Consider the following 24,744-nt stretch of genomic DNA (forward strand, 5'->3'; position numbering starts at 1 on the left):
TCTCCCGTACAGGAACAAGATGCTACATCTGCTCCGGTTTACGTTAAGGAGATTCTTTGCTCTTGTGGCTGAATTGACGTCAACATACTTGTAGGAGGGAAGCTTATGAATTCTCAAGCTTTAACGCCAAGACAGATTGTTACAGAACTGGATAAATATATCGTAGGTCAAAAACAGGCGAAGAAATCAGTGGCAGTAGCCCTTCGTAATCGCTATCGACGTAGTCTTTTGCCAGAACACACACAGGATGATATTGTACCTAAAAATATACTGATGATTGGGCCTACAGGCGTCGGTAAAACGGAAATTGCGCGTCGTCTTGCAAAACTAGTAGGGGCACCTTTTGTCAAAGTCGAGGCAACCAAGTTTACCGAAGTGGGATATGTTGGACGTGATGTGGAATCCATGGTTCGTGATTTGATTGAAACATCCCTGCGTATGGTCAAGCTTGAACGAACTGAACAAGTGAAGGACAAAGCGGAAGAAGCGGCTAACGAGCGCATTGTACATATTTTGGCTCCTTCTCAGTCCAAGTCTAAAAATCAGCGTAATCCGTTTGAAATGATCTTTGGGAACAACGGGAATGGAAATGCCCCTCAGGATCAGGATGAACCTGAACCTGACGCAAACGTTGCTGAGCGTCGTCGTAAAATCAAATTCGATCTATTGTCTGGTAAACTGGAAGATGACATCATTGAGATCGATGTAGAGGACAATACGCCGAACATGATGGATATGTTTGCTGGCCAGGGTAATGATCAGATGGGCATGAACATGCAGGAGATGTTTGGAAGTTTGTTGCCGCGCCGTACGAAAAAACGTAAGTTGGCTATTAAGGAAGCACGTAAAGTGCTTATTCAAGAAGAAGCGGGCAAATTAATTGATATGGATGATGTGACTCAAGAGTCCATAAGACGTGCAGAGCAGACAGGCATTATTTTCATCGATGAGATTGATAAAGTAGCCAGTCAAGGTCGTGGAAGTGGTCCAGATGTTTCCCGTGAAGGCGTTCAGCGTGACATTCTACCAATTGTTGAAGGATCAACGGTCATGACCAAGTATGGGCCTGTCAAAACGGATTATATTCTGTTTATGGCGGCTGGTGCCTTCCATGTGGCTAAACCTTCAGATCTGATTCCGGAGCTTCAGGGACGCTTCCCTATTCGTGTGGAGTTAAACAGTCTTACCCTGGAGGAGTTTGTTTCTATCCTAACGGAACCTCAGAATGCGCTAACGAAGCAATATGTCGATTTGCTCCGCACAGAGAATATTGAGATTGAGTTCTCGGAGGATGCAATACGCGAGATTGCCAAGCTCGCGGAAGCTGTTAACCAAAACACAGAAAACATTGGGGCTCGCCGTCTGCATACTATATTGGAAAAACTTCTGGAAGACTTGTCCTTCGAGGCTCCTGAGCTTACGTTGGAACGTATGGTGATTACACCAGAGTATGTACGTGAGAAATTACATGATATTGCGACGGATCGGGATTTAAGTCAATACATCCTTTAAGTAAGAGCAGGGTAATGAATGTAGCTTCTAGTATCACATGATAAGATGGTTGTATGGAATAAAACATGGGGTATGTACCATAAACAGTGAACATTAATCAAGATGTTCTGTGCTTTTATACAGAGCATGCTGTGTTAGATGTCGTGTTTATGGATACATATCCTTATTTATATTATGGTCTAACCTTTTCTGATGATTGGACCGATAATAGAGAGGTGGCGATCATTTATGCTAGAAACTAGGACTTGGGCCGCATGGATAACTGTATAAAGGGTAGCGGATTAGTTGGTATTCCTATTTTTATGCAACCATGTATTTCCATTAAAAGAATTTTAATTATTTAAATGTTATCTGGTGCTAAGCGAATAAACCGGAATATTTTGCGCAAATGTGCAAAACGTCGTTTTGTGGAAAATGGAGAAGGCATCAATTGTTTTCTAAATATAAAATAGTAGTGACCTATACAATTGTTAAGAAAGTGTTGCGTCAGAAATGATAGTTCCAATGAATTTTCATACATAAAATGTGAAATAAAGTAGAGTTGGCTACATAAAAATACAGTGTAATATAAGCTTAAAACCCTAATATGACGGTAAAAAATGCTAAACTTAACAAATTGAAATCCTTTTGTGGAAAGGTACATTTAAAGGTGCTCAGACTGAAATACAGGCTGAAAGAATGAGTTTTATTTTAAGAATGTTTAAGGGCATGCCTCAAGATTGTTAACACATTTTTGATTTGGGACTGAATATTTACGAAAAAAATCATATTTTGCAGAAAATACACAAAAAGCCCTCTCTTTAAGAAAAGATAGGGCTTTTTTCTTATTGTAATATATCCCAAACTCGAAGAAACTTATGTTATACGACAACATCAGAGTTAATTCTACTTAAGTCCTAGAAAACCGTGTAAACACGAATGTTTTTGTCGAAAAAACAACAGCAGTTTCGCGTGAAAAGATTCAATCTTTTTCCATATATACTAATGAGAGGAGGGATGTTGTGAATCTTTTAAACGATATTAGCTTTAAAAGATTACAAGGTGCGCTCGATGCGTCGAACATGCGACAACGAACGATAGCTGATAACGTAGCGAACGCCGATACCCCGTATTTCAAGCGATCAGACGTTTCTTTTGAAGAAATGTTACAGGATCAGATGAGCGGTGATTTACCTGTTCTTAAAGGGAAAGTAACGGATCCAAGGCATTTTGTCATAGGTCCTTCCTCTTTAGTACCAACACCAGTAGTTAATATGGACCAGTCCACTTCCATGAATAACAACCAGAATAATGTGGATATTGATCGAGAGATGAGTCTTCTGGCGGATAATCAATTGCGTTACAACGCTTATATCCAGCAAGTGAACGAACAAATTAAAATGATGCGAGTAGGCGTAGAAGGGAGATAACCGCGTTGAACATTAGCAACAGTTTTGGAATCAGTGCTTCGGCTCTTACAGCTCAACGTTTGCGTATGGACGTCATTTCTTCCAATATAGCAAATGCTGAAACCACGCGCGCGAGCATGTCGAATGGGGTCGCAGTTCCATATAAGCGGAAAATGGTAGTGCTTGAACCGAATAAAACATCCTTCAGCACGATGTTACAAAACCAGATGCGTGGTGGAGGTTCAGGTGATGGTGTAAGGGTAACCGAGATTCGGGAAGATCAGTCGCCATTCAAACCGGTTTATGACCCGACTCATCCAGATGCAAACGCAGAAGGGTATGTGTTCATGCCTAATGTGGATATTGCAAAAGAAATGGTCGATATGATCTCGGCTTCACGTTCTTATGAGGCTAACGTTACTGCACTGAATTCAACCAAAGCGATGATTTCTAAAGCGTTAGAAATTGGAAAAGGTTAACTGTTGCATTCTTCGACAACGAACTGAAAAGAAGAGATAAAAGGGAGGGACATTTATGATTCAGAACAATATGTTTAACGCTCAGGGAGTTCAGCCGTTGCAAATGAAAAGTGTAGGAACTGAAAATAAATCTTCTACACCGGCCGAAAGCATTCAGAGCTTCGGTACATACTTACAAAATGCACTGGGCTCTGTAGCCGCACAGGAAACCCAGGCTCATGAAATGTCAAATCAATTTTTGGTAGGTAAAGCGAATGTAGATCAGGTGTTGATTGCTTCCGAACAAGCCCTGCTTAGTCTGCAACTTACCACTCAAGTACGTAACAAAGTGGTTGAGGCATATCAAGAGGTTATGCGCACACAACTATAAGAGTTCATTTGCGCAAACAGTAGCGCTGATCATTACGACAAGCAGCTGCGATACTGCTCCTGATCAAAGCTAGGAGAACGCTCAAGCTTTTGTCAGGACAGACTAAGCAAAGTTTCGGATGGGGTGACAGAGTGAATGAGAGAATTGCCCAGTACAGGGACAAGGCATCACAGTACTGGAATAGCTTTAGCAAAAAGCAGAAAACATTATTTATTTCAACCTTCTTATTTCTGATTTTGGCAGCAGTGGTTCTCACGATGCAGTTATCCAAGACAGAATATGAAGTGGCGTTCACAGATTTAAATGCAAGTGATTCAGCTGGTGTCATCAATTATCTGAACTCATCTAATATCCCATATAAACTTAGCGCGGACGGAAAAAGTATTTCTGTACCCAGTACAGATGTAGCGCTGACCAAAGTGAATATCGGATCTCAAGGCATCATACAAAATGGTTCCCTTGGTTATAAAGCGTTTGAAAGCTCATCATCACCAATCGGTATGACAGATAAAGAGTTTGATGTGAAATACAACAATGCATTAAACGGAGAAGTTGAAAAGCTACTCCAGCGTATGCAGGGCATTCAGGATGCCAAAGTCCTTGTTAACATGCCAAAAGATAATATCTTTGCAGGTTTGGAAGAACAGGACAAAGCTTCGGCTTCCGTAGCATTGCAATTTAAACCGGGGTATCACCCGAATCAGGCAGCTGTAGATGGATACTTTAATTTGGTTAAAACAGCTGTTCCGAACCTGCCCATCGAGAACATCACCATCACGAACACGGATGAGGCTGAACTCGTTCCAACCGCTCGCGGTGGCAGTGGTGGCTTGTCATCTGAAGTGCAGGAGAACATGGCGTTACAGAAAAAGTTTGAGAGTGACGTGCGAAACAACGTGAAGCAATTCCTCTCTCAAATTGTAGGTGAGGATAAGGTCAACGTTTTGGTGGCCTCCAAACTGAATTTCGATAAAGTGACAAGCAAAGAAAATCTCGTTACACCTGTTGATCAAGAGAACATGAAGGGGATCGAGATCAGTGTACAGCAAATTCAGAAGAGCTACACTGGTGGGGGAACTCCGACAGGTGGTGTAGCAGGAACCGGCCAACAGGACGTTCCAGGGTATCCTTCTTCTGATTCCAATAGCAATGCGAATTCGGAAGAATCATCAAGCACGATAAATTATGAAGTGAATCGAATTGCCAAAGATATCATTTCAAGCCCATATACTGTAAAAGATTTAACCATCAACGTGGCGGTTGAACCACCCGCAGGGCAAAACGAATTGCAACAGCCTGTTCGAGATGCGATCGAAAATATTCTAGTTAATATCGTTCGCGCGTCATTGGCAGACTCAGGCACAACAATAACTGACGCAGACCTGACGAAAAAAGTATCAGTCATGTCACAGGGCTTTGCAACAGCTGCAGATGCCAATACGGGCTTCCAGTTGACACCTGCAATGATGTGGGGTGGCGGAGCACTTATTGCGGTCCTGATCGCTGCGGTAGTGATCTTGTTAGTACGTCGTCGTCGTAAACAAAATGAGATCCAAGAAGAGGAAGAAATCCCGCTTCCAGTAGCAACAGAGTTCCCGTCCATAACATTGGACAGTGTGACGAACGAAAGTCAGGTGCGCAAACAATTGGAGAGTTTGGCCAAGAAAAAGCCGGACGAATTCGTCAATCTGCTGCGTACGTGGCTGGCTGACGAATAGAGGTGAACGCATTGGCAAAGGCAGGCAATGCCGGATTAACTGGCAGACAAAAAGCAGCAATATTATTAATTACATTAGGTCCGGAAGTGTCTGCTCAGATTTTTAAACATCTCCGTGATGAGGAGATTGAGCAGCTTACGTTGGAAATTGCCAACGTACGTAAGGTTGATGCATCCGAAAAGGACATGATTATGTCCGAGTTTCATCAGATTTGTTTGGCACAGGAGTATATCTCTCAGGGCGGTATTACCTATGCAAAGGAAATTTTGGAGAAAGCACTCGGCTCCTCCAAAGCGCTTGAAGTTATTAATCGTTTGACAGCTACGCTACAAGTCAGACCTTTTGACTTCGCACGTAAAGCTGATCCGAATCAGATTCTGAACTTTATTCAGAATGAAAGTCCGCAAACGATTGCGCTTGTACTTTCTTATCTGCAATTTGAGCAAGCGGCGGCCATTCTGTCCTCTCTCCCTCAGGAGAAGCAAGCAGATGTTGCTCGTCGAGTAGCTGTGATGGACAGCACTTCACCAGAAGTTATTTCACAGGTGGAACGTGTGCTGGAACAAAAGTTGTCTTCTACAGTGACGCAGGATTACACAAATGCAGGCGGTATCGAATCCATCGTTCAGATTTTGAATGGTGTCGATCGGGGGACGGAACGTACGATTTTGGACTCCCTTGAGATTCAGGATCCGGAACTTGCAGAAGAGATCAAAAAACGGATGTTTGTTTTCGAAGACATTGTCAATGTGGACGATCGCTCCATTCAACGTATTATTCGGGATATCGACAATGCCGACCTGCAACTTGCACTCAAAGTCGCAAGCGAAGAAGTGCGTGAAGCTGTATTCCGTAATATGTCGAAACGGATGTCCGAAACATTCAAGGAAGAGATGGAGTTCATGGGCCCTGTGCGGCTACGTGATGTGGAGGAAGCTCAGACACGTATCGTAGGTACGATCCGCAGACTGGAAGAAGCTGGCGAGATCATTATCGCACGTGGTGGAGGAGATGATATCATTGTCTAATTTGATTAAATCTTTCCAGTATGTACCGGTAGAAGACCATAAAAGGCTCGAAAATCATCACTATTATGGCGGTGAAGATGAGACTGGATTGGAAGAGGACGGTGCAGCAGTTTCTGAATCGGAAGTGCTTCAGGCACGAGTCGATGAAGAGACAGAACGTCTTACTGCTGAGATGCTGGAAGATGCCAAGGAGTTTGCGGAAAAGCAGGTGCGTGATGCTTCGGAAGAGGCGGAGCGAATGCTTCAGGAAGCCCAGGAACAGATTGAACGCTGGTGGCAGGAGCAACGAGAGCAGGATGAACATCTGACAGAAGCTCTCCGCGCTCAAGGTTTTCAGCAAGGGTTTGAAGAGGGACGAGCACAAGCTGAACTGGATCTCCAGGTGAAGATCGAAGAGATGATGAAAGAAGCACAAGGGGTGCTTCAGGAAGCGTATGTTGCCAAAGAACAGATTATTCAGGAAGCCGAGCCGTTTCTTGTTGAACTTGCTTGTGGCATTGCGGAGAAAGTGATAGATAAGCAACTTACGGTAGAGCCTGAACAAACGATTGAGCTGATACGTCAGAGTTTGTCCAGAAAAAGGGAGCAAGGACAGATCGCGCTCTGTGTGGCGCCTGAGCAGTTTTCTTTTGTACAAGCTTCAAGGGAGGAACTTGCTCTTTCCATTGATTCGCAGGCAGAGTTACAGATTTTGCCTGATGCTACGGTTAAAGATAAGGGCTGTGTTATCCGTTCTTCATTTGGAAGTGTTGATGCAAGAATTGATACACAGCTTGCCGAGATCAAAAAGGAACTGATCCGCATAGCACTTGAGGATGAGGAGCGAAGAAATCAACATGAAGGTTCTTAGTTCACAGCGGTATATGGAGCATCTGCGGCAGTTTGATCCTGTGCGTATAAATGGAAAAGTAACCCAGGTCATTGGGCTTATGGTGGAATCAGAAGGACCGGATGCCAGCATTGGCGACGTATGTTACATCTATCCTGGCAAATCAGCTAAGCCGCTACAGGCTGAAGTTGTGGGGTTTCGGGATAACAAGGTGTTGCTTATGCCGCTTGGAGAACTTCAATCCATTGGTCCGGGTTGTGACGTGGTCGGAACCGGTAAACCTTTAGGAGTACAAGTAGGCTCTGAATTGCTTGGTAAAGTGTTGGACGGACTGGGACAGCCGCTTGACGGTTCATTGTTACCATCCCGAATGCCGATGTACTCTACTTCCAATACCCCTGTTAACCCTATGGATAGACCGCGTGTTCTTGAAACGATGAGTGTAGGCGTGAGGGCAATTGATGGCTTGCTCACTGTAGGCAAAGGACAGCGTGTGGGTATATTTGCCGGTTCAGGTGTCGGAAAAAGTACATTGATGGGCATGATCGCTAGGAATACCGCTGCGGATGTGAACGTGATTGCACTGGTAGGTGAGCGTGGACGGGAGGTTCGTGACTTTATCGAACGGGATCTTGGTCCGGAAGGCCTGGAACGGTCTGTCGTCATCGTGGCAACATCAGATCAACCTGCTCTGATCCGAATCAAGGGTGCTGTCATAGCAACGACGATTGCGGAGTATTTCAGAGATCGAGGCATGAACGTGATGTTAATGATGGATTCGGTGACCCGTTACGCCATGGCGCAAAGGGAAGTCGGTTTGGCAGTAGGAGAACCGCCGGCGATGAGAGGTTATACACCTTCCGTTTTTGCAAGTCTACCGAAACTGTTGGAACGTGCAGGAACAGGTCCCACTGGCTCGATAACAGCCTTCTATACAGTTCTCGTCGATGGGGATGACATGAATGAACCAATTGCAGACGCAGTCCGAGGAATATTGGATGGTCACATCGTGTTGAACCGTGCGATAGCGAATAAAGGTCATTTTCCCGCGATTGATGTGCTTGCAAGTATCAGCCGTGTCATGAAGGACATCGCTCCTGAAGAGCAGATTGATGCGGTTAACAATATGAAACGTCTGATGGCAGTGTACAAAGAGTCCGAAGATTTGATTAACATCGGTGCGTATCAACGGGGATCAAATGCAGCTATAGATGAAGCGATGGATCAGATTGATCATATCTGGGATTTTACGAAGCAAAAAGTTGATGAAAAGGTAACGTTAAGTGAAGTACAGGAGCGTTTGATTCTTGAATTCGCAAGGAGATGAAGGGTAAACGATGAAATTTCGATATCATTTCCAGAAGGTTGTTGACCTGAAAAGCAATGAGAAGACACAGGCAGAATGGATGTTATCCACAGCGATCGGTAAACTTCAGACGGAAGAAGAGCATTTGTTGCAATTGATTAATGATCGAAATAATCTGATGAACATTATTCAAGCGGCAACTGAAAATTGTGCTTCCGTATCCAGTTTGCAGGAAATGCAGCGATATGCATATCACCTTGACGAATGTATATCGCGTAAGAACAGTGATGTGGAGAATGCTCAGGTCAATGTGCAGCGGAATCAGAGCTTTCTGAATGGTAAAGTAGTTGACGAAAAAGTGTGGCTTGGAGCGAGAGATAAGGCTAAAGGCAGATTTCAGCAGGAGATGCTCCTCCGGGAACAGAACGATCTGGACGAGATGGCTACTGTACGCTTCGCCGCCAAAGCCCGCGCGAACTGATGTGAGCCGGATGCGAAGTTGTCTCGTGAAGGAGGAATGAACGGTGGCTGTAAAAGACACTGATATCGAAAAAGAGTCCGGGAGTGGATGGGAAAAGTTTCTCATGATTTCGATCCCGATTGTATTCACGGTTGTACTCTTAGGTGTACTGCTTACTCTATTTAATGTAGATATTCGAAATAACGCGCTCGAACTTGCCAAAAAAATTCCTGTAGTCAAGAATTGGGTACCTGATCCGGTGCTTGATCCGGAGAAGGAGAAGTTGGAAAAGAGCGAAAAGCAGGTTGAAAGTGCGGAAGCAACGATTGAAAAGCTAAAATCTCAGGTCACAGCGAAAGAAGCAGAACTGAAAGCGGCCAAAGATGCGGCTACTGCGGAGACGCAGAAAACAGCTGATTTGCAAAAGAAATTGGATGATGCAAATAAGGCTACTGAAACAGCTGCAGCTTCTGAACCGGAAACCGAAAGTGATTATCAGAAGCAGATTAAAAGTCTGGCTAAAATGTACGCTGATATGAGCCCAAGTAAAGCCGCTCCGATTTTGCAAAATATGACGAATGAAGAAATGGTGCTTATGTTGAGCGCGATGCAGTCGACTGCCCGGACGAAGGTGCTGGAAAAGATGGATCCGAAGACTGCAGCGGATGTGACCATGCTGATGAAGGATGCGAAGCCTTCAGGCGATCTTGCCTTGGATGCCCTGCAGTCCCGATTGAAAAAGGAAACAGCAGCAACGACCACGACAACAGGAACTAATAGTAAAAATTTGGATAAAAATCAGTTAAGCCAGACCTTTGCTTCGATGTCTGCGTCAAGCGGAGCCAAACTATTGCTCGAAACCTATAAAATTAGTCCGGATAAAACACTGACCATACTCAATTCAGTTAATGATGCAACACGATCCCAGTTGCTTGAGAACATGTCTAAAGAAGATTCGGTTGAGACAGCCAAAGTGTTGAATCGGCTAATGGGCAATAAGTAACAACTCTATTCTTAATGCATGGAGGGGAGGTGAAAAAATGTCACTCGTATATCAAATGAACGCTGGGGCTTCTTCCAAAACTTCTGGTTCAACACAGTCATCAACAGCGCAGTCTAAAGGTTCGGTTACAGGAACTGGAGCTGAGTTCTTGCAGACGCTGGCACAGTCATTGGCTGGGGGAAGCGGAACTGGTGAGGGTACTGATGGAACGAATGGTGCAGTAACAACAAAGACGTCTGCTCCGTTGATGTTTACTTTTGCCTCAGAAAATGAAGAAAATAACACATCTGTAACGGACGCGTTAAGTTCACTATTAGTTGGTACGGATTCGTCAGGTTTGATGGAAATGCTTGAAAAATTATTTGGTGATCTGGATACGTTAGACAAAGCTCTGGAAAATGATCCGGCCTTGCTTGCAGGTCTTCAATCGTTGATCCAGCAATTGTACGCATTATTAAATAAAAATTCAGATGGAAATCAGCAAGCTTCACTAAGTGAGGTTGGTTCTAATTTAGATCAAGCTCCTACATCTGCATCTGCTGTTGAACTGTCTCAGCATCCAGCTGCAGTCCGTTTTGTATTACAGGATGTGCTGACACAATTGGCAACGGAAGTTCTTAAACCAGGTCCTAATGTAGTCAAGAGTGCTCCCGAATTCCAACACTTACTTCAGCAGTTGCAGAGTCAGTTGAAGGAAGCTGGAGTCGAAACGGATGGGAAAAAGGGTTGGTCTGAACTCAAATCAATACTGAATACATTCTCAGCAATAAAGGATGCAGCTGTTCAAACACCTAACGGTGCTCCGACTACAGCATCCAAAACAGATGGGATAACACCTCAGACGACTGCATCAGCAACAGTTCAAACAGAATCTAAAGCAACAACAGTGACGGTTAAAAATGACTCAACACCCGTTGCCGATGCGCAACCTGCAATCCATCATTCAAACATTGTAACAGCTGGCGAGTTATCCTTGCGAAGCTCAGGTACAGTCGTGAGCAAACCCGCTGAGCCTGTCATGCAAGCAACGAATTTTGCCAAAGAAATGACGCAATTCGTGGTTAGCAAGCTGGATATCGTGAATCAAAAAGGATTTTCTGAAGCCACAATCTCTCTCCGCCCTGAACATTTGGGAAAATTGGATGTACAGATTACGTTGCAAAACGGACAATTGGTTGCCAGGTTCATGACTGAACATGTCATGGCGAAAGACATGCTTGAACAACAGATGATGCAGTTACGTTCCTCGTTACAGTCTCAGGGCATTCAGGTGGAACGGCTCGAGGTCACTCAGAACAGTTCGCTCGGATCTGAAATGTATCAGGATGGCGGACGTCAACAAGGAAATCAATCTCAGCAACAAAAACGTTCCCGTGAGCGTGGGGAGCATACCGATGAAGCTGTGACAGCCGCGGGGCTGCAGGAAGAGTTGCGCAACTGGCGTAGCGAGCAGGTGGAAGGTAGCGAAATTCAGAGAGAGTCATTTACTGCAGAGGCTTAAACAGGGATGAGGTGAATATATGGCAAATGAAATTGTTTCTACTAATAATACTTGGCCTAATTACGCGGCTGCAAATAGAGCCACAACAAGTGCTGCAACGAAAGAACTTGGTAAGGATCAATTTCTGAAAATTTTGATTACGCAGTTGCAGAATCAGGATCCGATGCAGCCGATGGAAGATAAAGAGTTTATCGCTCAAATGGCGCAATTTAGCTCAGTGGAGCAACTGGTTAACATCTCTACGCAGCTTAAAACGTTAAATCAGTCACTTGGAGCGGTATCGGGTATGATCGGTATGGAAATCAGTTGGCTTTCTTCTGATAAAACAGACAGTGGTACGCTTCGTCAGGGTACTGTAGATTCAATCATTGTGCGAGACGGCGTTCAGTATGCGAAGGTGGGCAACGACGAAATTAAACTGGATGAAATCATTCAGGTGAATCGTGCCAAGCAAGCTGAGGAAACGAAGTCAGCTGCCCAGAACGTTCAAAGTGATGCTACAAATACTAATGGTAGTAACCCGTCTGATGTGAATGCCGGGACGAGTGAACCTGAAGATCGAGAGCAGAGCATATGAGTGACCGTATAACCGTTGGACAGTTATATACGGGTCCTGTTACTCCAAATATGCTTCGCAAACCTCAAACGGGAGACGCATCTGGTGCACCGTCTAAACCCTTTGCTCAAGTACTGGAAGATAACCTTTTAAAACTCAGCAATCATGCAGCTAAACGATTAGAACAACGTGGTATCGAGTTGAAAACCGAACAAATGAAACAAATTGGTTCTGCACTGGACAAGGCTGCTGCCAAAGGGGCAAAAGAGTCACTCATTTTGATGCAGGATATGGCTTTTATCGTCAATGTCAAAAATCGTACTGTCGTTACAGCAATGGATAGTGAAAGTATGAAAGACAATGTCTTTACTCAAATCGATAGTGCTGTAATTATTTCATAGCCGGCTGGCCCTTCTCGGGAGCCGGAATGCCGCTGACCGACTGATGCGGCAACCAATTTAAGGCTGGGAGGATTTTGTAAAATGTTGAAATCGATGTACTCAGGCGTTTCCGGGATGAGGGGTTTTCAAACCAAACTCGATGTCATTGGTAACAATATCGCGAACGTAAACACGGTTGGATTTAAAGGAAGCCGAGTGATGTTCAAAGACATTATGAGCCAAACGACTAAAGGGGTAACGGCTCCAACGGATGCACCTTCTGGTGGTGTCAATGCACAGCAAATAGGTCTAGGTGTTTCAGTAGGGTCGATTGACACAATGCATTTGGCTGGTAGCCCGATGACCACCAATAATCCTACTGACCTTCGAATTAATGGAGATGGATTTTTTCTGGTACGCTTGAGTGATGCGCAAACGGTACCTTACTTGACTCGTGCGGGTGATTTCCATGTTGATGCTGCCCGGAACCTGGTAACTTCTGATGGCTTGTTCGTATTGGATAATGGTGGTGCCAACATTACTCTTGAGGATGATGTAGTTTCATTCACAATCGGTCAGGATGGTTTCATCAATCAGACGATGGCTGATGGAACGGTTCAAGCGGGGGCGCAGCTGGGGATTGGTAAAGTTGTTAATCCTGCAGGTCTTGAGAAAATTGGCGGCAACTTGTATCGTATGACGGCGAATGCCAATCCGGATGGGGTACTTGATCCAGTTACAGCAAATAGTGCAGAAGACGGTACAGGGGCTATCATTGCTGGTCAGCTCGAAATGTCCAATGTTGATTTGACGAATGAGTTTACCGAGATGATTGTGTCACAGCGTGGCTTCCAAGCGAACTCCCGGATCATTACAACATCAGACGAAATTCTTCAAGAGGTCGTTAACCTGAAACGATAATAACTGATTAGTGATTTTGAAATGGTGGGGGAGCTTGCTCCTCCACTATGATTGAGGGGGCTTGACATGATTTCAGTTACGCGGTTAAATGGTTCTCCCATGTGGTTAAATGCGCTGATGGTCGAAATCGTGGAAGAGACGCCGGACACGTATATTACTCTGGTAACGGGAAAAAGATTAATCGTGCTTGAAAAGGCCGATGAAGTGATTTCCAAAATCAAAGAATACAACCGTGAAATTGGAGTTCAGGCAGCCACGATTAAAGTGCAGCAAACGGAGGAGTCCTGATGAAAAAGATGATGCCCTGGATTGCAACAACGTTGCTTGCAATCACACTCATTGTGGTCGTAGTTTTTGTATTTATGCAAAGTCAAAACAAGAACGACAATACACATACAGCGGCAGCTGCTGAAGAAAAAAAGCTGACAGCAGATGAAATTGTAGAGGTTTCATCCGAGCTGGGACAGATTAAGACCAATTTGGCTGATGCAGATCGTATTATTATGGTTAGTTTCTCTTTCAAGTTGTCGGATAAGAAAGCTAAAGAAGACTTTGAGAAAATTAAAAGTATTACGGTTAAGCCAATCATTATTGAGACGCTTGCGGATACCAAGGCTGAGGCACTGAGTTCGGCAAAAGGTATGAAACAATTCAATGAGAAACTAACGGGGCTAATTAATGAGGCATTGCCTGAGCCGAACTTGAAAAGCACAAGTGTTTCAGACATTGTTATAGCGCCAATGTAATGAATAGAACAAGCTGTAGACCTGTAAGGGGGTGAGAACATGGTGGATGTATTATCACAAAACGAGATTGACGCCCTATTAGCAGCCCTTTCTTCAGGCGAAATGGACGCCGAGGAATTGAAAAAGGAAGAAACTCAGAAGAAAATCAGGTCTTACGATTTTAAACGGGCAGTGCGTTTCTCCAAGGATCACATTCGAAGTCTGACGCGTATTCATGAAAACTTTGCTCGTTTTCTCACCACTTATTTTTCGGCCCAGCTGCGGACGTTCGTTCAGATCAATGTTGTGCAGGTAGAACAGTTGCCTTATGACGAGTTTATCCGTTCTATTCCCAAGATGACAATTTTGAACATTTTCGAAGCAGAGCCATTACAGGGACGAATGGTCATGGAGGTTCACCCGAATGTGGGATATGCGATGCTGGATCGTCTGCTAGGTGGTACAGGCAGTGCTCCGACCAAAATTGCAAGCATGACAGAAATTGAAACGACGATTATGGAACGGATATTCAGCCGAGCCTTCGAAAGTTTGCAGGAAGCCTGGAAGACGGTACTGGATATCTCGCCTAGAATGGAAGCGCTGGAGACGAATCCTCAGTTTATGCAGATTGTATCTCCCAATGAGACCATTGCCTTGATCTCGCTAAGTACCAAAATCGGCGATACCACAGGCATGATCAATTTGTGTATACCGCATGTCGTTCTTGAGCCTATTATGTCCCGGTTATCAACACATCAGTGGTTTGTTTCAGAGAAGAAAACGAGAGCTCCGGAAGAATACGAAGCGCTGAGATCACGTGTAAACAAAGCCAAATTACCTGTTGTAGCCGAACTTGGTGAATCCAGAATTTCGATAGCCGAGTTTTTAGGATTATCGGTTGGCGATGTCATTACGCTGAATAAACCGGTGGAAGAGGGGCTTTCCATTAAAGTTGGTGACAGACTGAAGTATATTGGCAGTCCGGGAACGATTAAGGACCGTGTGGCTGTGCAAATAGATCAAATTGTCACCGAAGGAGTTGAAGAATTTGACGAGTAAGGATTATTTATCCCAGGAAGAGATCGACGCTTTGCTTCGGCAATCGGAATCCATCTCGAGTTCTGAACCCGCTGAGAAAACGGTTGATGATTTTCTGACGGAGCTGGAACAGGATGCCTTGGGGGAGATTGGTAACATCACTTTTGGCAGTGCTGCGACTGCGTTGTCCACACTATTAGGCCTTAAAGTGGATATTACAACACCTAAAGTATCAATTATTAGCCGAACACAGTTCGAAGAAGCATTTCCTAAACCACATGTTGCCGTTCATGTGAACTATGTGGATGGATTCGAGGGCATTAACTCACTGGTTATCAAAAAGAGAGATGCGCAAATTATCGCTGATTTAATGCTGGGCGGTGAGGGAAATCCGGCCGACGAAGAATTGAACGAAATTCACATTAGCGCGGTACAGGAAGCGATGAACCAAATGATGGGGTCTTCTGCCACATCTATGTCGACCATCTTCAACCGGTTTGTTAATATTTCTCCTCCAGGGATTGATATTCTCAACTTGGAAAGCGGCGAGGGTGTGACCAATCTACCACCCGATGAAACACTCATTCAAGTTTCGTTCCGTCTGTTAGTAGGGGATCTGATTGATTCGAATTTGATGCAGTTGCTTCCTGTACATTTTGCGAAAAACATGGTGGATATGTTAATTGGAGGTGCTCAAGAGTCGACCTCCAGTGCTCCTGTAGCTTCAACACCCGAGCCTGCTCCGACGCCAGTGGCACCACCAACGCCACCACCGGTTATGGAACAGCCGCCGGCTCAGCAACAGATGCCTCCACAGGTTCCACAGCAGCCTGTTCAGGACTATAGTGGATATGGCCAAGCTCCGATGGGAATGCCTCAAGGTATGCCACCGCAGCAACCATATGGTATGCCACCGCAACAACCATATCATATGCCACCACAGCCAGCTTATGGTGAGCCTCAACACTATGGTGCTGCGCCAAATAGGAATGTGAATGTACAGCCTGTTCAATTCGCCAATTTGCAAAATGGCGCTTTTGCTAATGTAGACGAGAACAATTTGAATTTATTGATGGACATTCCCCTTAAGGTCACCGTAGAATTAGGAAGGACCCAAAAGCAAATTAAAGATATATTGGAATTATCACAAGGTTCGATTGTCGAACTAGATAAGTTGGCTGGTGAACCTGTCGATATTTTGGTCAATAACAAACTGATCGCCAAGGGTGAAGTTGTTGTCATTGACGAAAACTTTGGTGTTCGTGTTATAGATATTCTAAGCCAATGGGACCGTATTCAGAAATTACAATAAGCACAATTCAGGGAGGATTTGAACCAACATGGCAAATCGAATTTTAGTCGTAGACGACGCTGCATTTATGAGAATGATGATCCGGGACATTTTGTCCAAAAATGGGTACGAAGTCGTAGGAGAAGCACCAGATGGTGCACAAGCCGTTGAGAAGTTCAAGGAACTTCGTCCGGATCTGATTACAATGGATATTACAATGCCTGAGATGGATGGTATTGCTGCTCTGAAAGAAATTAAAAAAATTGATGCAAATGCAAAAGTAATTATGTGTTCTGCAATGGGCCAACAAGCGATGGTTATTGATGCCATTCAAGCTGGAGCCAAAGATTTTATCGTTAAACCTTTCCAATCTGATCGGGTTATCGAAGCAATCAGCAAAACACTGGGAGCTTAAGAAGCATGTTGATGGCTCAGGGGGGTACTCCAGAACCAGCTGGCGCAGGAATCAATTATTATCTACAGCTAGTATGGGTGATTGTTGTCCTGGCCGTCATCCTGGTTCTTATTGTCTACCTGATTCGATTCTTGAACAAACGAAATCAGCAATGGTTTCGAAGCGGAACCATTCGCATTTTGGGCGGGGTCGGACTAGGACAAAACAAGTCACTGCAAATTTTAGAGATTGGCGGAAACGTTTATTTGATCGGTGTGGGCGAGAATATACAGCTGCTGGATAAGGTTTCGGATTTGGAAGAAGCACAGAGAATTGTGGATTCCTTTGAACGGGATGCTGTTTCACAGCAAGGAAACCTCCCACCCATCATAGCCAAGCTCGCTAAACGTCTTCGTAAAGAAGAACCGCCTCGGGAAATGGAAATTGAGGACACTGCTTCTTTTCATGAGATGTTTGAATCCAAACTTCGGCAGATGCCAAACCGTAAAGAGAAGATGGAGAAGCTCCTGGATCAAGACAATACTACAGATCGGTCGAGGGATTCATGAAGAAAAAGATTTGGTTAGCGTGTTGTTTCGTAGGACTTATCAGCCTGGCATCCGTTACGGTGGCTTTTGCCGAGCCGATTCCTAATATTGATATACAGATTGGGAACGGTGATGGCAGCACGCCAAGTACTAGTTCATTATCTATTATTCTATTAATTACGGTGCTTAGCATAGCCCCGGCATTGCTGGTACTGATGACCAGTTTTACTCGGATTGTGATTGTGCTTGGGTTTGTCCGAACTTCACTCGGAACCCAGCAGATGCCTCCGAATCAGGTATTGGTCGGTCTGGCCCTTTTTCTTACACTTTTCATCATGTCTCCTACTTTATCTTCTATTAATCAGGTTGCATTACAGCCTTATCTTAAAGGAGATTTGACACAAACGGAGGCGCTGGAAAAGGCAGCAGATCCGATTAAGAAATTTATGTTTACTCATACGCGTGAGAAGGATATCTTGCTGTTCATGAAATATAATCAGGCGGAACAGCCGAAATCGTATCAGGATATTCCAATCACGGTAATGGTACCGGCATATGCAATCAGTGAGCTCAAAACAGCTTTCCAGATGGGATTTATGATATTTATTCCTTTCCTGGTGATCGACATCGTTGTGGCGAGTACACTCATGGCCATGGGTATGATGATGCTTCCCCCGGTCATGATCTCATTACCTTTCAAAATACTGCTCTTTGTTCTGGTGGACGGGTGGTATCTGGTAGTCAAGTCACTGTTGCTGAGTTTTAATACTTGAACCGGAGAGTTAAAGGAGGACGGTCATGACTTCGGAGTTTATTATCGGTCTGGCCGGAAAAGCAGTATACACGTCATTGCTGGCCAGTGCACCTATGCTCATACTAGCTCTGGTTGTAGGACTTATGATTAGTATTTTCCAAGCAACGACTCAGATTCAAGAGCAGACGCTCGCTTTTGTACCTAAAATTGTCGCAGTACTACTGGCGGTACTTTTGTTTGGGCCCTGGATCTTGAATATATTAATGGATTTCACATTCAACATACTCGATAATTTATACAGATACATAGGGTAGGCTTTAGCCGATGGAGACATTGCTGCAAAGTTTCCCTGTCGCTCTGCTTATGTTTTGTCGAATTGCCTCATTTTTTGTAACTGCACCTGTATTTTCAGCTCGAAATGTGCCCACTTCGTTTAAAGTGGGAATATCTGCATTTGTTACGCTGACAGTGTACATGAGCTTTGGTATTCATCAGACTGTTCCAACCGACGTAAGTTACATTCTGCTGGTTATCAGAGAAATCCTTATCGGTCTGCTTCTGGGATTTACAGCCTATCTTCTCATGACGGCAGTCCAGACGGCGGGCACGTTTATTGATCTTCAGGTTGGTTTTGGTATGGCTAATGTTTACGACCCTATGACTGGTGCATCTGCACCGCTCACAGGTAACCTGAAATATGCTTTCGCCATGCTACTCTTCCTGACAATGAATGGTCATCATTATCTGCTAGATGGAATTGTTTATAGTTACCGCTGGATTCCATTATCCAATCAATTTTATATCAGACTAGCCGATGGAAGTATAGCAGAGTTTTTGGTGAACACCTTAGGACAATCATTTATGTTGGCTTTCCAAATGGCAGCACCAATTGTTGTAGCATTGTTTTTGACAGATGTAGGCTTAGGGTTTCTAGCCAAAACAGCTCCACAATTTAACGTTTTTGCTGTCGGAATGCCGCTTAAAGTACTTGTTGGATTGGCCATTTTGCTTTTGCTCGTTCCTAGCTTTGGATTTATATTTAGTCAATTATTTGAAGCCATATTTAGATCCATGGAGAAATTACTGGGTACGATTGGGCAAAGACCTGGATGAGGGATTGGAGGGTAAGACTCGCATGAAACTTCAACTCGACCTCCAGTTATTTTCCGGAGAGAAGACGGAAAAAGCTACTCCCAAGAAGAGAAGTGATGCCCGTAAAAAGGGGCAGGTTGTCAAGAGCGCAGAAATTTCTGGAGCTTCCATCCTCTTGTTTACGTTTTTAATCCTCATGACTTTTAGTAATTTTTACAAAGAGCGAATTGTTCGATTGTTCACAGATATCTTCATGAACAGGCTGAGCATGGAAGTGAATAGTGAAAATGTTATGGCTTTGATGATGCGTTATGGAATAGAAGTTATGTTGTTACTCGCGCCTGTATTGATTGTAGCTTATCTTGTAGCCTTGCTTGTGAATTATATGCAGGTTGGATTTCTGCTGATCGGTGAGGGATTGAAGCCAAAGCTTGAGAAGTTAGATCCGATTAAAGGCTTCAAAAATATATTCTCATTACGATCATTGGTTGAATTCGCTAAGTCAATCTTAAAAATGACAATTATCGGGTATTTGGTATACAGCACTATTATTCAATATAAGTCAGATATAGCTGCACTTTCTCATTTCTCGCTTGACGCAATTTTACACTTTGCGGCCTCGATTACTTTGAGCCTCGGGGTTAAGATTGCTGCCGCTCTGATGGTTTTGGCCATATTTGATTACATTTATCAAAAGTATGATAACGAAAAGAAACTGAGGATGTCGAAGCAAGATATCAAGGATGAGTATAAGAAAATGGAAGGCGATCCGCTGATCAAAGGCAAAATCCGGGAGCGTCAGCGTCGTATGGCTATGCAGCGTATGATGCAGGAAGTACCGAACGCTGATGTCATCATCACGAACCCGACACACTTTGCAGTAGCACTGAAGTATGAGGGATCTGAGATGGAAGCTCCGCAAATTATTGCTAAAGGGCAGGATTATGTCGCTCTGCGCATTAAAGAAATTGCCAAAGAACACGGTGTGATTACGATGGAAAACAAACCACTGGCACGGGCATTGTTCCAGAGAGCTGAGATTGGTGACGCTATACCGGCCGATTTGTTTCAAGCTGTAGCCGAAGTGCTGGCTTATGTATATAAACTTAAGGGCAGAACGAAATAACAGGGATCGGAGGCCGTACATTCATTGAAAACAAAAGATTTAGCTATCCTTGCGGGTATTATCGGCATTGTGTTGATGATGATTCTCCCGATCCCGGCCTGGCTGCTCGATTTGTTGCTTGTTGTCAACATCTCAATTGCCTTGATGATTCTGCTTGTTGCCATGAACAGCAAAGAAGCGCTGCAGTTTTCCATATTTCCGGCGTTGTTGCTCATTACTACGTTGTTCCGATTGGCACTCAACATCTCAACAACGAAGCTGATCCTTGGTAAAGGGGATGCAGGAGCGGTAGTTGCAACATTTGGGAGCTGGATAGCTGGCGGGCAAATAGCCATTGGATTTATCGTATTTTTGATCCTGGTGGTCGTACAGTTTATCGTTATTACCAAAGGTTCCGAACGTGTAGCTGAAGTAGCAGCAAGGTTCACGCTTGATGCTATGCCTGGTAAACAAATGAGTATTGATGCCGACTTGAATGCTGGTTTAATTAATGAACAGCAGGCGCGTGAGCGCCGTTCCAAAATTGAACGCGAAGCCGACTTTTATGGAGCGATGGATGGTGCCAGCAAATTCGTAAAAGGGGATGCCATTGCAAGTATTATCATCCTCCTAATCAACCTGATCGGTGGATTTATTATCGGTATGACGGTGCATGGTTACGATTTTGCAACTTCACTTTCCACGTACTCGGTGCTGACTATCGGGGACGGATTGGTTAGCCAGATTCCCGCACTGCTTATTTCAACTGCAGCGGGATTGATTGTTACCAGAGCCTCATCGGAAGGAAACTTGGCAGATGATATTACTGGCCAGTTGTTTACATATCCGATACTCATCTATATCGTAGCTTTTGTCATCGCGATGCTGGGATTCTTTACGCCAATTCATGTAATTACAACATTGCCGCTCGCAGGTGTTCTTGCTTTTGCCGCCTGGAGAATGCAGAATAATCTGAATTTGAAACAGGAAGCAGAAGAGCAATTGGAAGAAGAACAACAGATTGAAGAAGTCAGAAGTCCTGAAAGTGTTATTAACTTGCTTCAGGTGGACCCGATCGAATTTGAGTTTGGTTACGGTTTGATTCCTCTGGCTGACAATCAACAAGGCGGAGACTTGCTGGATCGGATCATTATGATCCGAAGACAATGTGCGCTTGAATTGGGTTTGGTGGTACCAGTGATCCGTATTCGTGACAATATTCAATTAAGACCTAATGAGTATGTGATCAAAATTAAGGGTAATGCGGTTGGTGGCGGGGAACTGCTTCTGAACCATTATCTCGCGATGAGTCCTGGATATGATGAAGAATCCGTAACAGGAATCGAAACAACAGAGCCGGCATTTGGTTTGCCTGCGCTATGGATTGATGAAGTGACTAAAGATCGGGCAGAGCTCGCTGGATATACGGTAGTTGACCCGCCTTCTGTCGTTGCGACTCATCTAACAGAACTAATCAAGAAACATGCGCACGAATTGCTTGGAAGACAAGAGACGAAGGCACTTGTGGACAACCTTAGAGAGAATTATGCTGCACTGGTGGATGAGTTAATTCCTTCCGTTCTCTCGATTGGTGATGTACAAAAGGTACTAGCGAAGCTGCTACGTGAAAAAGTATCGATTCGAGATATGGTTACCATTTTTGAAACGCTTGCAGACTATGGAACTTATACGAAGGATCCAGATGTGTTAACGGAGTACGTTAGACAATCGTTATCTCGTCAGATTACACAACAATTCTCGCAAAAAGGTGAAACCCTTCAAGTGATCACGGTTGGACCAGGACTTGAGAAGAAAATTGCTGAAAGTGTGCAACAATCAGAGCAAGGTAGCTATCTTGCACTGGATCCAGTCTCTACTCAAAGTGTGTACCAAAAGCTGAGTGAACAAGTAAATCGATTAATTCAATCGGGTCAACAACCCATCGTGCTAACTTCTCCAACCATTCGAATGTATCTGCGTCAGGTGATTGAAAGAACGATGCAGGATATTCCGGTGCTTTCCTATAGCGAGTTGGAGCCGAATGTTGAAATTCAAAGTATCGGGGTGGTGAACTTATGAGAGTAAAACAATACGTTGTTGAGACCATGCCCGAAGCTATGCTTCAAATTCGCAAAGACCTGGGAAGTGACGCCGTCATTCTGTCCACCAAAGAAATCAAGGTGGGCGGAGTGCTCGGGATGTTCCGCAAAAAACGTATCGAAGTGGTTGCAGCAGTAGATAAAGAGCAGCCTAATCAGGAGAATGGTTCTTCTGTCAAGAAGGCGCAAAATTCATTTACGCCTGTGCCTCGTTCGTTTGTACCTGAAGCTTATGCTCAGACCGCTCGTTCGTTTGTGGGGGGTTCCGATGCAAGGAAAACTGTAGCGGCGGTGGACCAAAAAGGGCAGGAGAAAACGGCGGCTGTTCCATCTGTATCCAAATCAAGTGGAATAGATGAAAAAATGGATTACGGCTCAGATTTTCTGAGCAGTGAGCATAAACCGCGACCGCAAGGGGCGGATTTTTCGGGTTCAACGCCTAGTATCCAAGATCGTGGTATGGATCAGCAGCAGGATATGCTGTTGAACGAGCTACAGGACTTGAAGCAGATGATGACCAAGCTTTCCAAGCAAGGAACAGTTGCGACAACAATTCCTGAAGAATTAATGAAGAGCCAGGAGCGGCTTGCGGATCAAGAAATTTGGCCAGAAGTATGGGAATCCTGGTTTGAACCTATTGAGCAGGGGTTAGCTGATGGTAAATTGCAAGAATCGGATGTTGAAGAGGCACTTCGGTTGGAGATAGCGACTTTTCTGAAAGACCGTATTCAAGAGGGCATCATGCCTAGCACTCGAATTGTATATGTGGCTGGACCTACAGGAGTAGGAAAAACAACAACGATTGCCAAATTGGCTGCGGAGCAGATGTTTAAAAAACAGCGTAAAGTTGGTTTTATTACGTCAGATACGTACCGTATCTCTGCAGTTGAACAGCTAAGAACGTATGCATCGATTCTGAACGTGCCGCTTGAAGTTGTGCAGTCGCCAGGAGATACGCAACGTGCCATATCACGGCTAGAAAACTGCGATCTGATCTTTATGGATACGGCAGGCAGAAACTATAGAAACGAATTGCTTGTCTCCGAACTGCAGAGTTTACTTGCTCCAGTTGAGAACAGTGAAACCTTTCTGGTGATGAGTATGACTGCGAAAAGCATGGATATGGTACAGATTACTGAGCATTTCAGTAAATATGGATTGGATAAAGTGATCTTTACCAAAATGGATGAAACAGGAACTTGCGGTCCGCTCTTTAATCTTCTACATCGTTTCCCGCTCAAACTTGCTTATGTGGCAAATGGTCAGAATGTTCCTGATGATCTGCTGAAGCCCAATGTGGAATGGTTGTCCCATGCGTTATTGGGAGACGGGACACAATGAAGGATCAGGCAGCATCACTCCGAAGTTTGGTCTCCACGCCACTCGAGAGCGATACAAGCAAAGTGAGTAGCCGTTCCTCCAAAATTATTACGGTAGCTAGTGGTAAAGGTGGGGTAGGCAAGTCCAATTTCACATTAAACTTTGCACTGACTCTTCATTCTATGGGTAAAAAAGTGCTGGTGTTTGATGCAGATATCGGTATGGCAAATATCGATGTTTTAATGGGAACTTCTTCTTCCTATAATCTGTATCATCTTTTATACCGACATAAAACTATAAGGGAAATCATACAACTTGGTGCTGATGGCCTGCCATATATTGCGGGGGGGTCGGGGATGAAGGAATTATTCTCCTTGTCTGATCGGGATCTGGAGTTTTTTGCCAGTGAGGTGGAGGACATTGCGCAAGAGATGGATTACGTCATTTTCGATACCGGGGCTGGCCTTTCCAGGGAAAATATGAGATTCATCGGCGCTGCTGATGAATGCCTGATTGTAACTACTCCTGAACCGACTTCAATAACAGATGCTTATGCCTTAGTTAAAGTCATGCACGGCGAGGAGCACGCAACTCCTTTTCGAATGATCGTAAATCGGGTTGAAGATGAAAGGGAGGCGGAGCGTGTAGCAGATAAAATAGCTGGAGTGGCGAGAAGGTTTTTGCAAACAGATATCCCGCTTCTAGGGTATATTTCAGAGGATGCTCAGGTTGTGACAGCAGTAAAGAAACAGATGCCTTATCGATTAGCCTATCCTCATTGCAAGGCTTCTAAAGATATACAAAAACTTGCTCTTCGATATCTGGCTGTACCTGCAGCTCCGGAATCCGGAACCTTGTCAGGAATCAGAGGATTTATGAAAAAGTGGCTTAAACGAACAACATGATTTCTGAAAAAAGGAAACAGAG

General features: G+C 44.3%; 27 protein-coding genes. All 27 read left to right on the forward strand.

Going from position 1 to position 24,744, the window contains the following annotated elements:
* The first annotated feature begins 105 nt into the window (after nt 1-105).
* The 27 genes from hslU (at nt 106) to ACT89M_RS11300 (ending at nt 24,722) form a co-directional block, all read left to right on the forward strand.
* Nucleotides 106-1,512 (forward strand): ATP-dependent protease ATPase subunit HslU, encoded by a 1,407-nt coding sequence (hslU, locus tag ACT89M_RS11170; protein WP_090923878.1) that lies wholly within the window; start codon nt 106-108, stop codon nt 1,510-1,512.
* A gap of 1,001 nt (nt 1,513-2,513) precedes the next feature.
* Nucleotides 2,514-2,921, forward strand: a complete 408-nt coding sequence (gene flgB / locus ACT89M_RS11175) for a flagellar basal body rod protein FlgB (protein WP_090923877.1) — start codon at nt 2,514-2,516, stop codon at nt 2,919-2,921.
* 5 nt (nt 2,922-2,926) lie between these two features.
* Complete coding sequence (flgC, locus tag ACT89M_RS11180) at nt 2,927-3,379, forward strand: flagellar basal body rod protein FlgC (RefSeq protein WP_090923876.1); 453 nt, start codon at nt 2,927-2,929, stop codon at nt 3,377-3,379.
* Between the two features lie 55 nt (nt 3,380-3,434).
* Entirely contained in the window at nt 3,435-3,749 is a 315-nt protein-coding gene (fliE, locus tag ACT89M_RS11185) for a flagellar hook-basal body complex protein FliE (RefSeq protein WP_090923875.1), read from the forward strand.
* 131 nt (nt 3,750-3,880) lie between these two features.
* Nucleotides 3,881-5,467 carry a flagellar basal-body MS-ring/collar protein FliF gene (gene fliF / locus ACT89M_RS11190; RefSeq protein ID WP_154886378.1) on the forward strand — a complete coding sequence of 529 codons (1,587 nt, stop codon included), beginning with the start codon at nt 3,881-3,883 and terminating at the stop codon, nt 5,465-5,467.
* A gap of 11 nt (nt 5,468-5,478) precedes the next feature.
* Nucleotides 5,479-6,495 (forward strand): flagellar motor switch protein FliG, encoded by a 1,017-nt coding sequence (gene fliG, locus ACT89M_RS11195; RefSeq protein ID WP_090923874.1) that lies wholly within the window; start codon nt 5,479-5,481, stop codon nt 6,493-6,495.
* Nucleotides 6,488-7,345, forward strand: a complete 858-nt coding sequence (locus tag ACT89M_RS11200) for a FliH/SctL family protein (protein WP_090923873.1) — start codon at nt 6,488-6,490, stop codon at nt 7,343-7,345. Before fliG ends, ACT89M_RS11200 begins: the two co-directional genes overlap by 8 nt.
* Complete coding sequence (gene fliI, locus ACT89M_RS11205) at nt 7,332-8,651, forward strand: flagellar protein export ATPase FliI (protein WP_145329755.1); 1,320 nt, start codon at nt 7,332-7,334, stop codon at nt 8,649-8,651. The genes ACT89M_RS11200 and fliI overlap by 14 nt, the downstream gene beginning before the upstream one ends.
* Before the next feature lie 10 nt (nt 8,652-8,661).
* Nucleotides 8,662-9,111 (forward strand): flagellar export protein FliJ, encoded by a 450-nt coding sequence (fliJ, locus tag ACT89M_RS11210; protein WP_154886374.1) that lies wholly within the window; start codon nt 8,662-8,664, stop codon nt 9,109-9,111.
* Nucleotides 9,112-9,154: 43 nt separating this feature from the next.
* The gene (locus ACT89M_RS11215) at nt 9,155-10,093 is read left to right on the forward strand and encodes a MotE family protein (protein ID WP_154886372.1); all 939 of its coding nucleotides are present in this window, start codon (nt 9,155-9,157) and stop codon (nt 10,091-10,093) included.
* 37 nt (nt 10,094-10,130) lie between these two features.
* On the forward strand, nt 10,131-11,594 hold the full coding sequence (locus tag ACT89M_RS11220) for a flagellar hook-length control protein FliK (protein WP_154886370.1): 1,464 nt from the start codon (nt 10,131-10,133) through the stop codon (nt 11,592-11,594).
* Between the two features lie 19 nt (nt 11,595-11,613).
* Nucleotides 11,614-12,171, forward strand: coding sequence for a flagellar hook capping FlgD N-terminal domain-containing protein (locus ACT89M_RS11225; protein WP_090923868.1), 558 nt, complete (start codon nt 11,614-11,616; stop codon nt 12,169-12,171).
* A 50-nt stretch (nt 12,172-12,221) separates the two neighbouring features.
* The gene (locus ACT89M_RS11230) at nt 12,222-12,551 is read left to right on the forward strand and encodes a TIGR02530 family flagellar biosynthesis protein (RefSeq protein ID WP_373323208.1); all 330 of its coding nucleotides are present in this window, start codon (nt 12,222-12,224) and stop codon (nt 12,549-12,551) included.
* An 81-nt stretch (nt 12,552-12,632) separates the two neighbouring features.
* The gene (gene flgG, locus ACT89M_RS11235; protein WP_221790561.1) at nt 12,633-13,451 is read left to right on the forward strand and encodes a flagellar basal body rod protein FlgG; all 819 of its coding nucleotides are present in this window, start codon (nt 12,633-12,635) and stop codon (nt 13,449-13,451) included.
* 66 nt (nt 13,452-13,517) lie between these two features.
* On the forward strand, nt 13,518-13,739 hold the full coding sequence (locus tag ACT89M_RS11240) for a flagellar FlbD family protein (RefSeq protein WP_056700597.1): 222 nt from the start codon (nt 13,518-13,520) through the stop codon (nt 13,737-13,739).
* On the forward strand, nt 13,739-14,197 hold the full coding sequence (locus ACT89M_RS11245) for a flagellar basal body-associated FliL family protein (RefSeq protein ID WP_090923865.1): 459 nt from the start codon (nt 13,739-13,741) through the stop codon (nt 14,195-14,197). Before ACT89M_RS11240 ends, ACT89M_RS11245 begins: the two co-directional genes overlap by 1 nt.
* A 39-nt stretch (nt 14,198-14,236) precedes the next feature.
* Nucleotides 14,237-15,235 (forward strand): flagellar motor switch protein FliM, encoded by a 999-nt coding sequence (gene fliM / locus ACT89M_RS11250; RefSeq protein WP_090923864.1) that lies wholly within the window; start codon nt 14,237-14,239, stop codon nt 15,233-15,235.
* Complete coding sequence (fliY, locus tag ACT89M_RS11255; protein ID WP_253495439.1) at nt 15,225-16,526, forward strand: flagellar motor switch phosphatase FliY; 1,302 nt, start codon at nt 15,225-15,227, stop codon at nt 16,524-16,526. Before fliM ends, fliY begins: the two co-directional genes overlap by 11 nt.
* A 28-nt stretch (nt 16,527-16,554) precedes the next feature.
* Nucleotides 16,555-16,920: a response regulator gene (locus tag ACT89M_RS11260; RefSeq protein WP_090923862.1), complete on the forward strand. Its 366-nt coding sequence runs from the start codon at nt 16,555-16,557 to the stop codon at nt 16,918-16,920.
* Nucleotides 16,921-16,931: 11 nt separating this feature from the next.
* A complete protein-coding gene (locus tag ACT89M_RS11265; protein WP_090923949.1) occupies nt 16,932-17,468 on the forward strand; it encodes a flagellar biosynthetic protein FliO in 537 nt (178 codons plus the stop codon).
* A complete protein-coding gene (gene fliP, locus ACT89M_RS11270; RefSeq protein WP_090923861.1) occupies nt 17,465-18,220 on the forward strand; it encodes a flagellar type III secretion system pore protein FliP in 756 nt (251 codons plus the stop codon). Before ACT89M_RS11265 ends, fliP begins: the two co-directional genes overlap by 4 nt.
* Nucleotides 18,221-18,245: 25 nt before the next feature.
* The gene (fliQ, locus tag ACT89M_RS11275) at nt 18,246-18,515 is read left to right on the forward strand and encodes a flagellar biosynthesis protein FliQ (protein WP_154886362.1); all 270 of its coding nucleotides are present in this window, start codon (nt 18,246-18,248) and stop codon (nt 18,513-18,515) included.
* A gap of 10 nt (nt 18,516-18,525) precedes the next feature.
* Nucleotides 18,526-19,314: a flagellar biosynthetic protein FliR gene (gene fliR / locus ACT89M_RS11280; protein ID WP_154886361.1), complete on the forward strand. Its 789-nt coding sequence runs from the start codon at nt 18,526-18,528 to the stop codon at nt 19,312-19,314.
* 22 nt (nt 19,315-19,336) lie between these two features.
* Nucleotides 19,337-20,419: a flagellar biosynthesis protein FlhB gene (gene flhB, locus ACT89M_RS11285; protein WP_154886360.1), complete on the forward strand. Its 1,083-nt coding sequence runs from the start codon at nt 19,337-19,339 to the stop codon at nt 20,417-20,419.
* A 24-nt stretch (nt 20,420-20,443) separates the two neighbouring features.
* A complete protein-coding gene (flhA, locus tag ACT89M_RS11290; protein WP_253495437.1) occupies nt 20,444-22,477 on the forward strand; it encodes a flagellar biosynthesis protein FlhA in 2,034 nt (677 codons plus the stop codon).
* The gene (gene flhF / locus ACT89M_RS11295; RefSeq protein ID WP_308722038.1) at nt 22,474-23,838 is read left to right on the forward strand and encodes a flagellar biosynthesis GTPase FlhF; all 1,365 of its coding nucleotides are present in this window, start codon (nt 22,474-22,476) and stop codon (nt 23,836-23,838) included. The genes flhA and flhF overlap by 4 nt, the downstream gene beginning before the upstream one ends.
* Complete coding sequence (locus ACT89M_RS11300) at nt 23,835-24,722, forward strand: MinD/ParA family protein (protein WP_090923855.1); 888 nt, start codon at nt 23,835-23,837, stop codon at nt 24,720-24,722. Before flhF ends, ACT89M_RS11300 begins: the two co-directional genes overlap by 4 nt.
* Nucleotides 24,723-24,744: the final 22 nt, after the last annotated feature.

It is taken from the genome of Paenibacillus sp. NN59 (assembly GCF_057597225.1).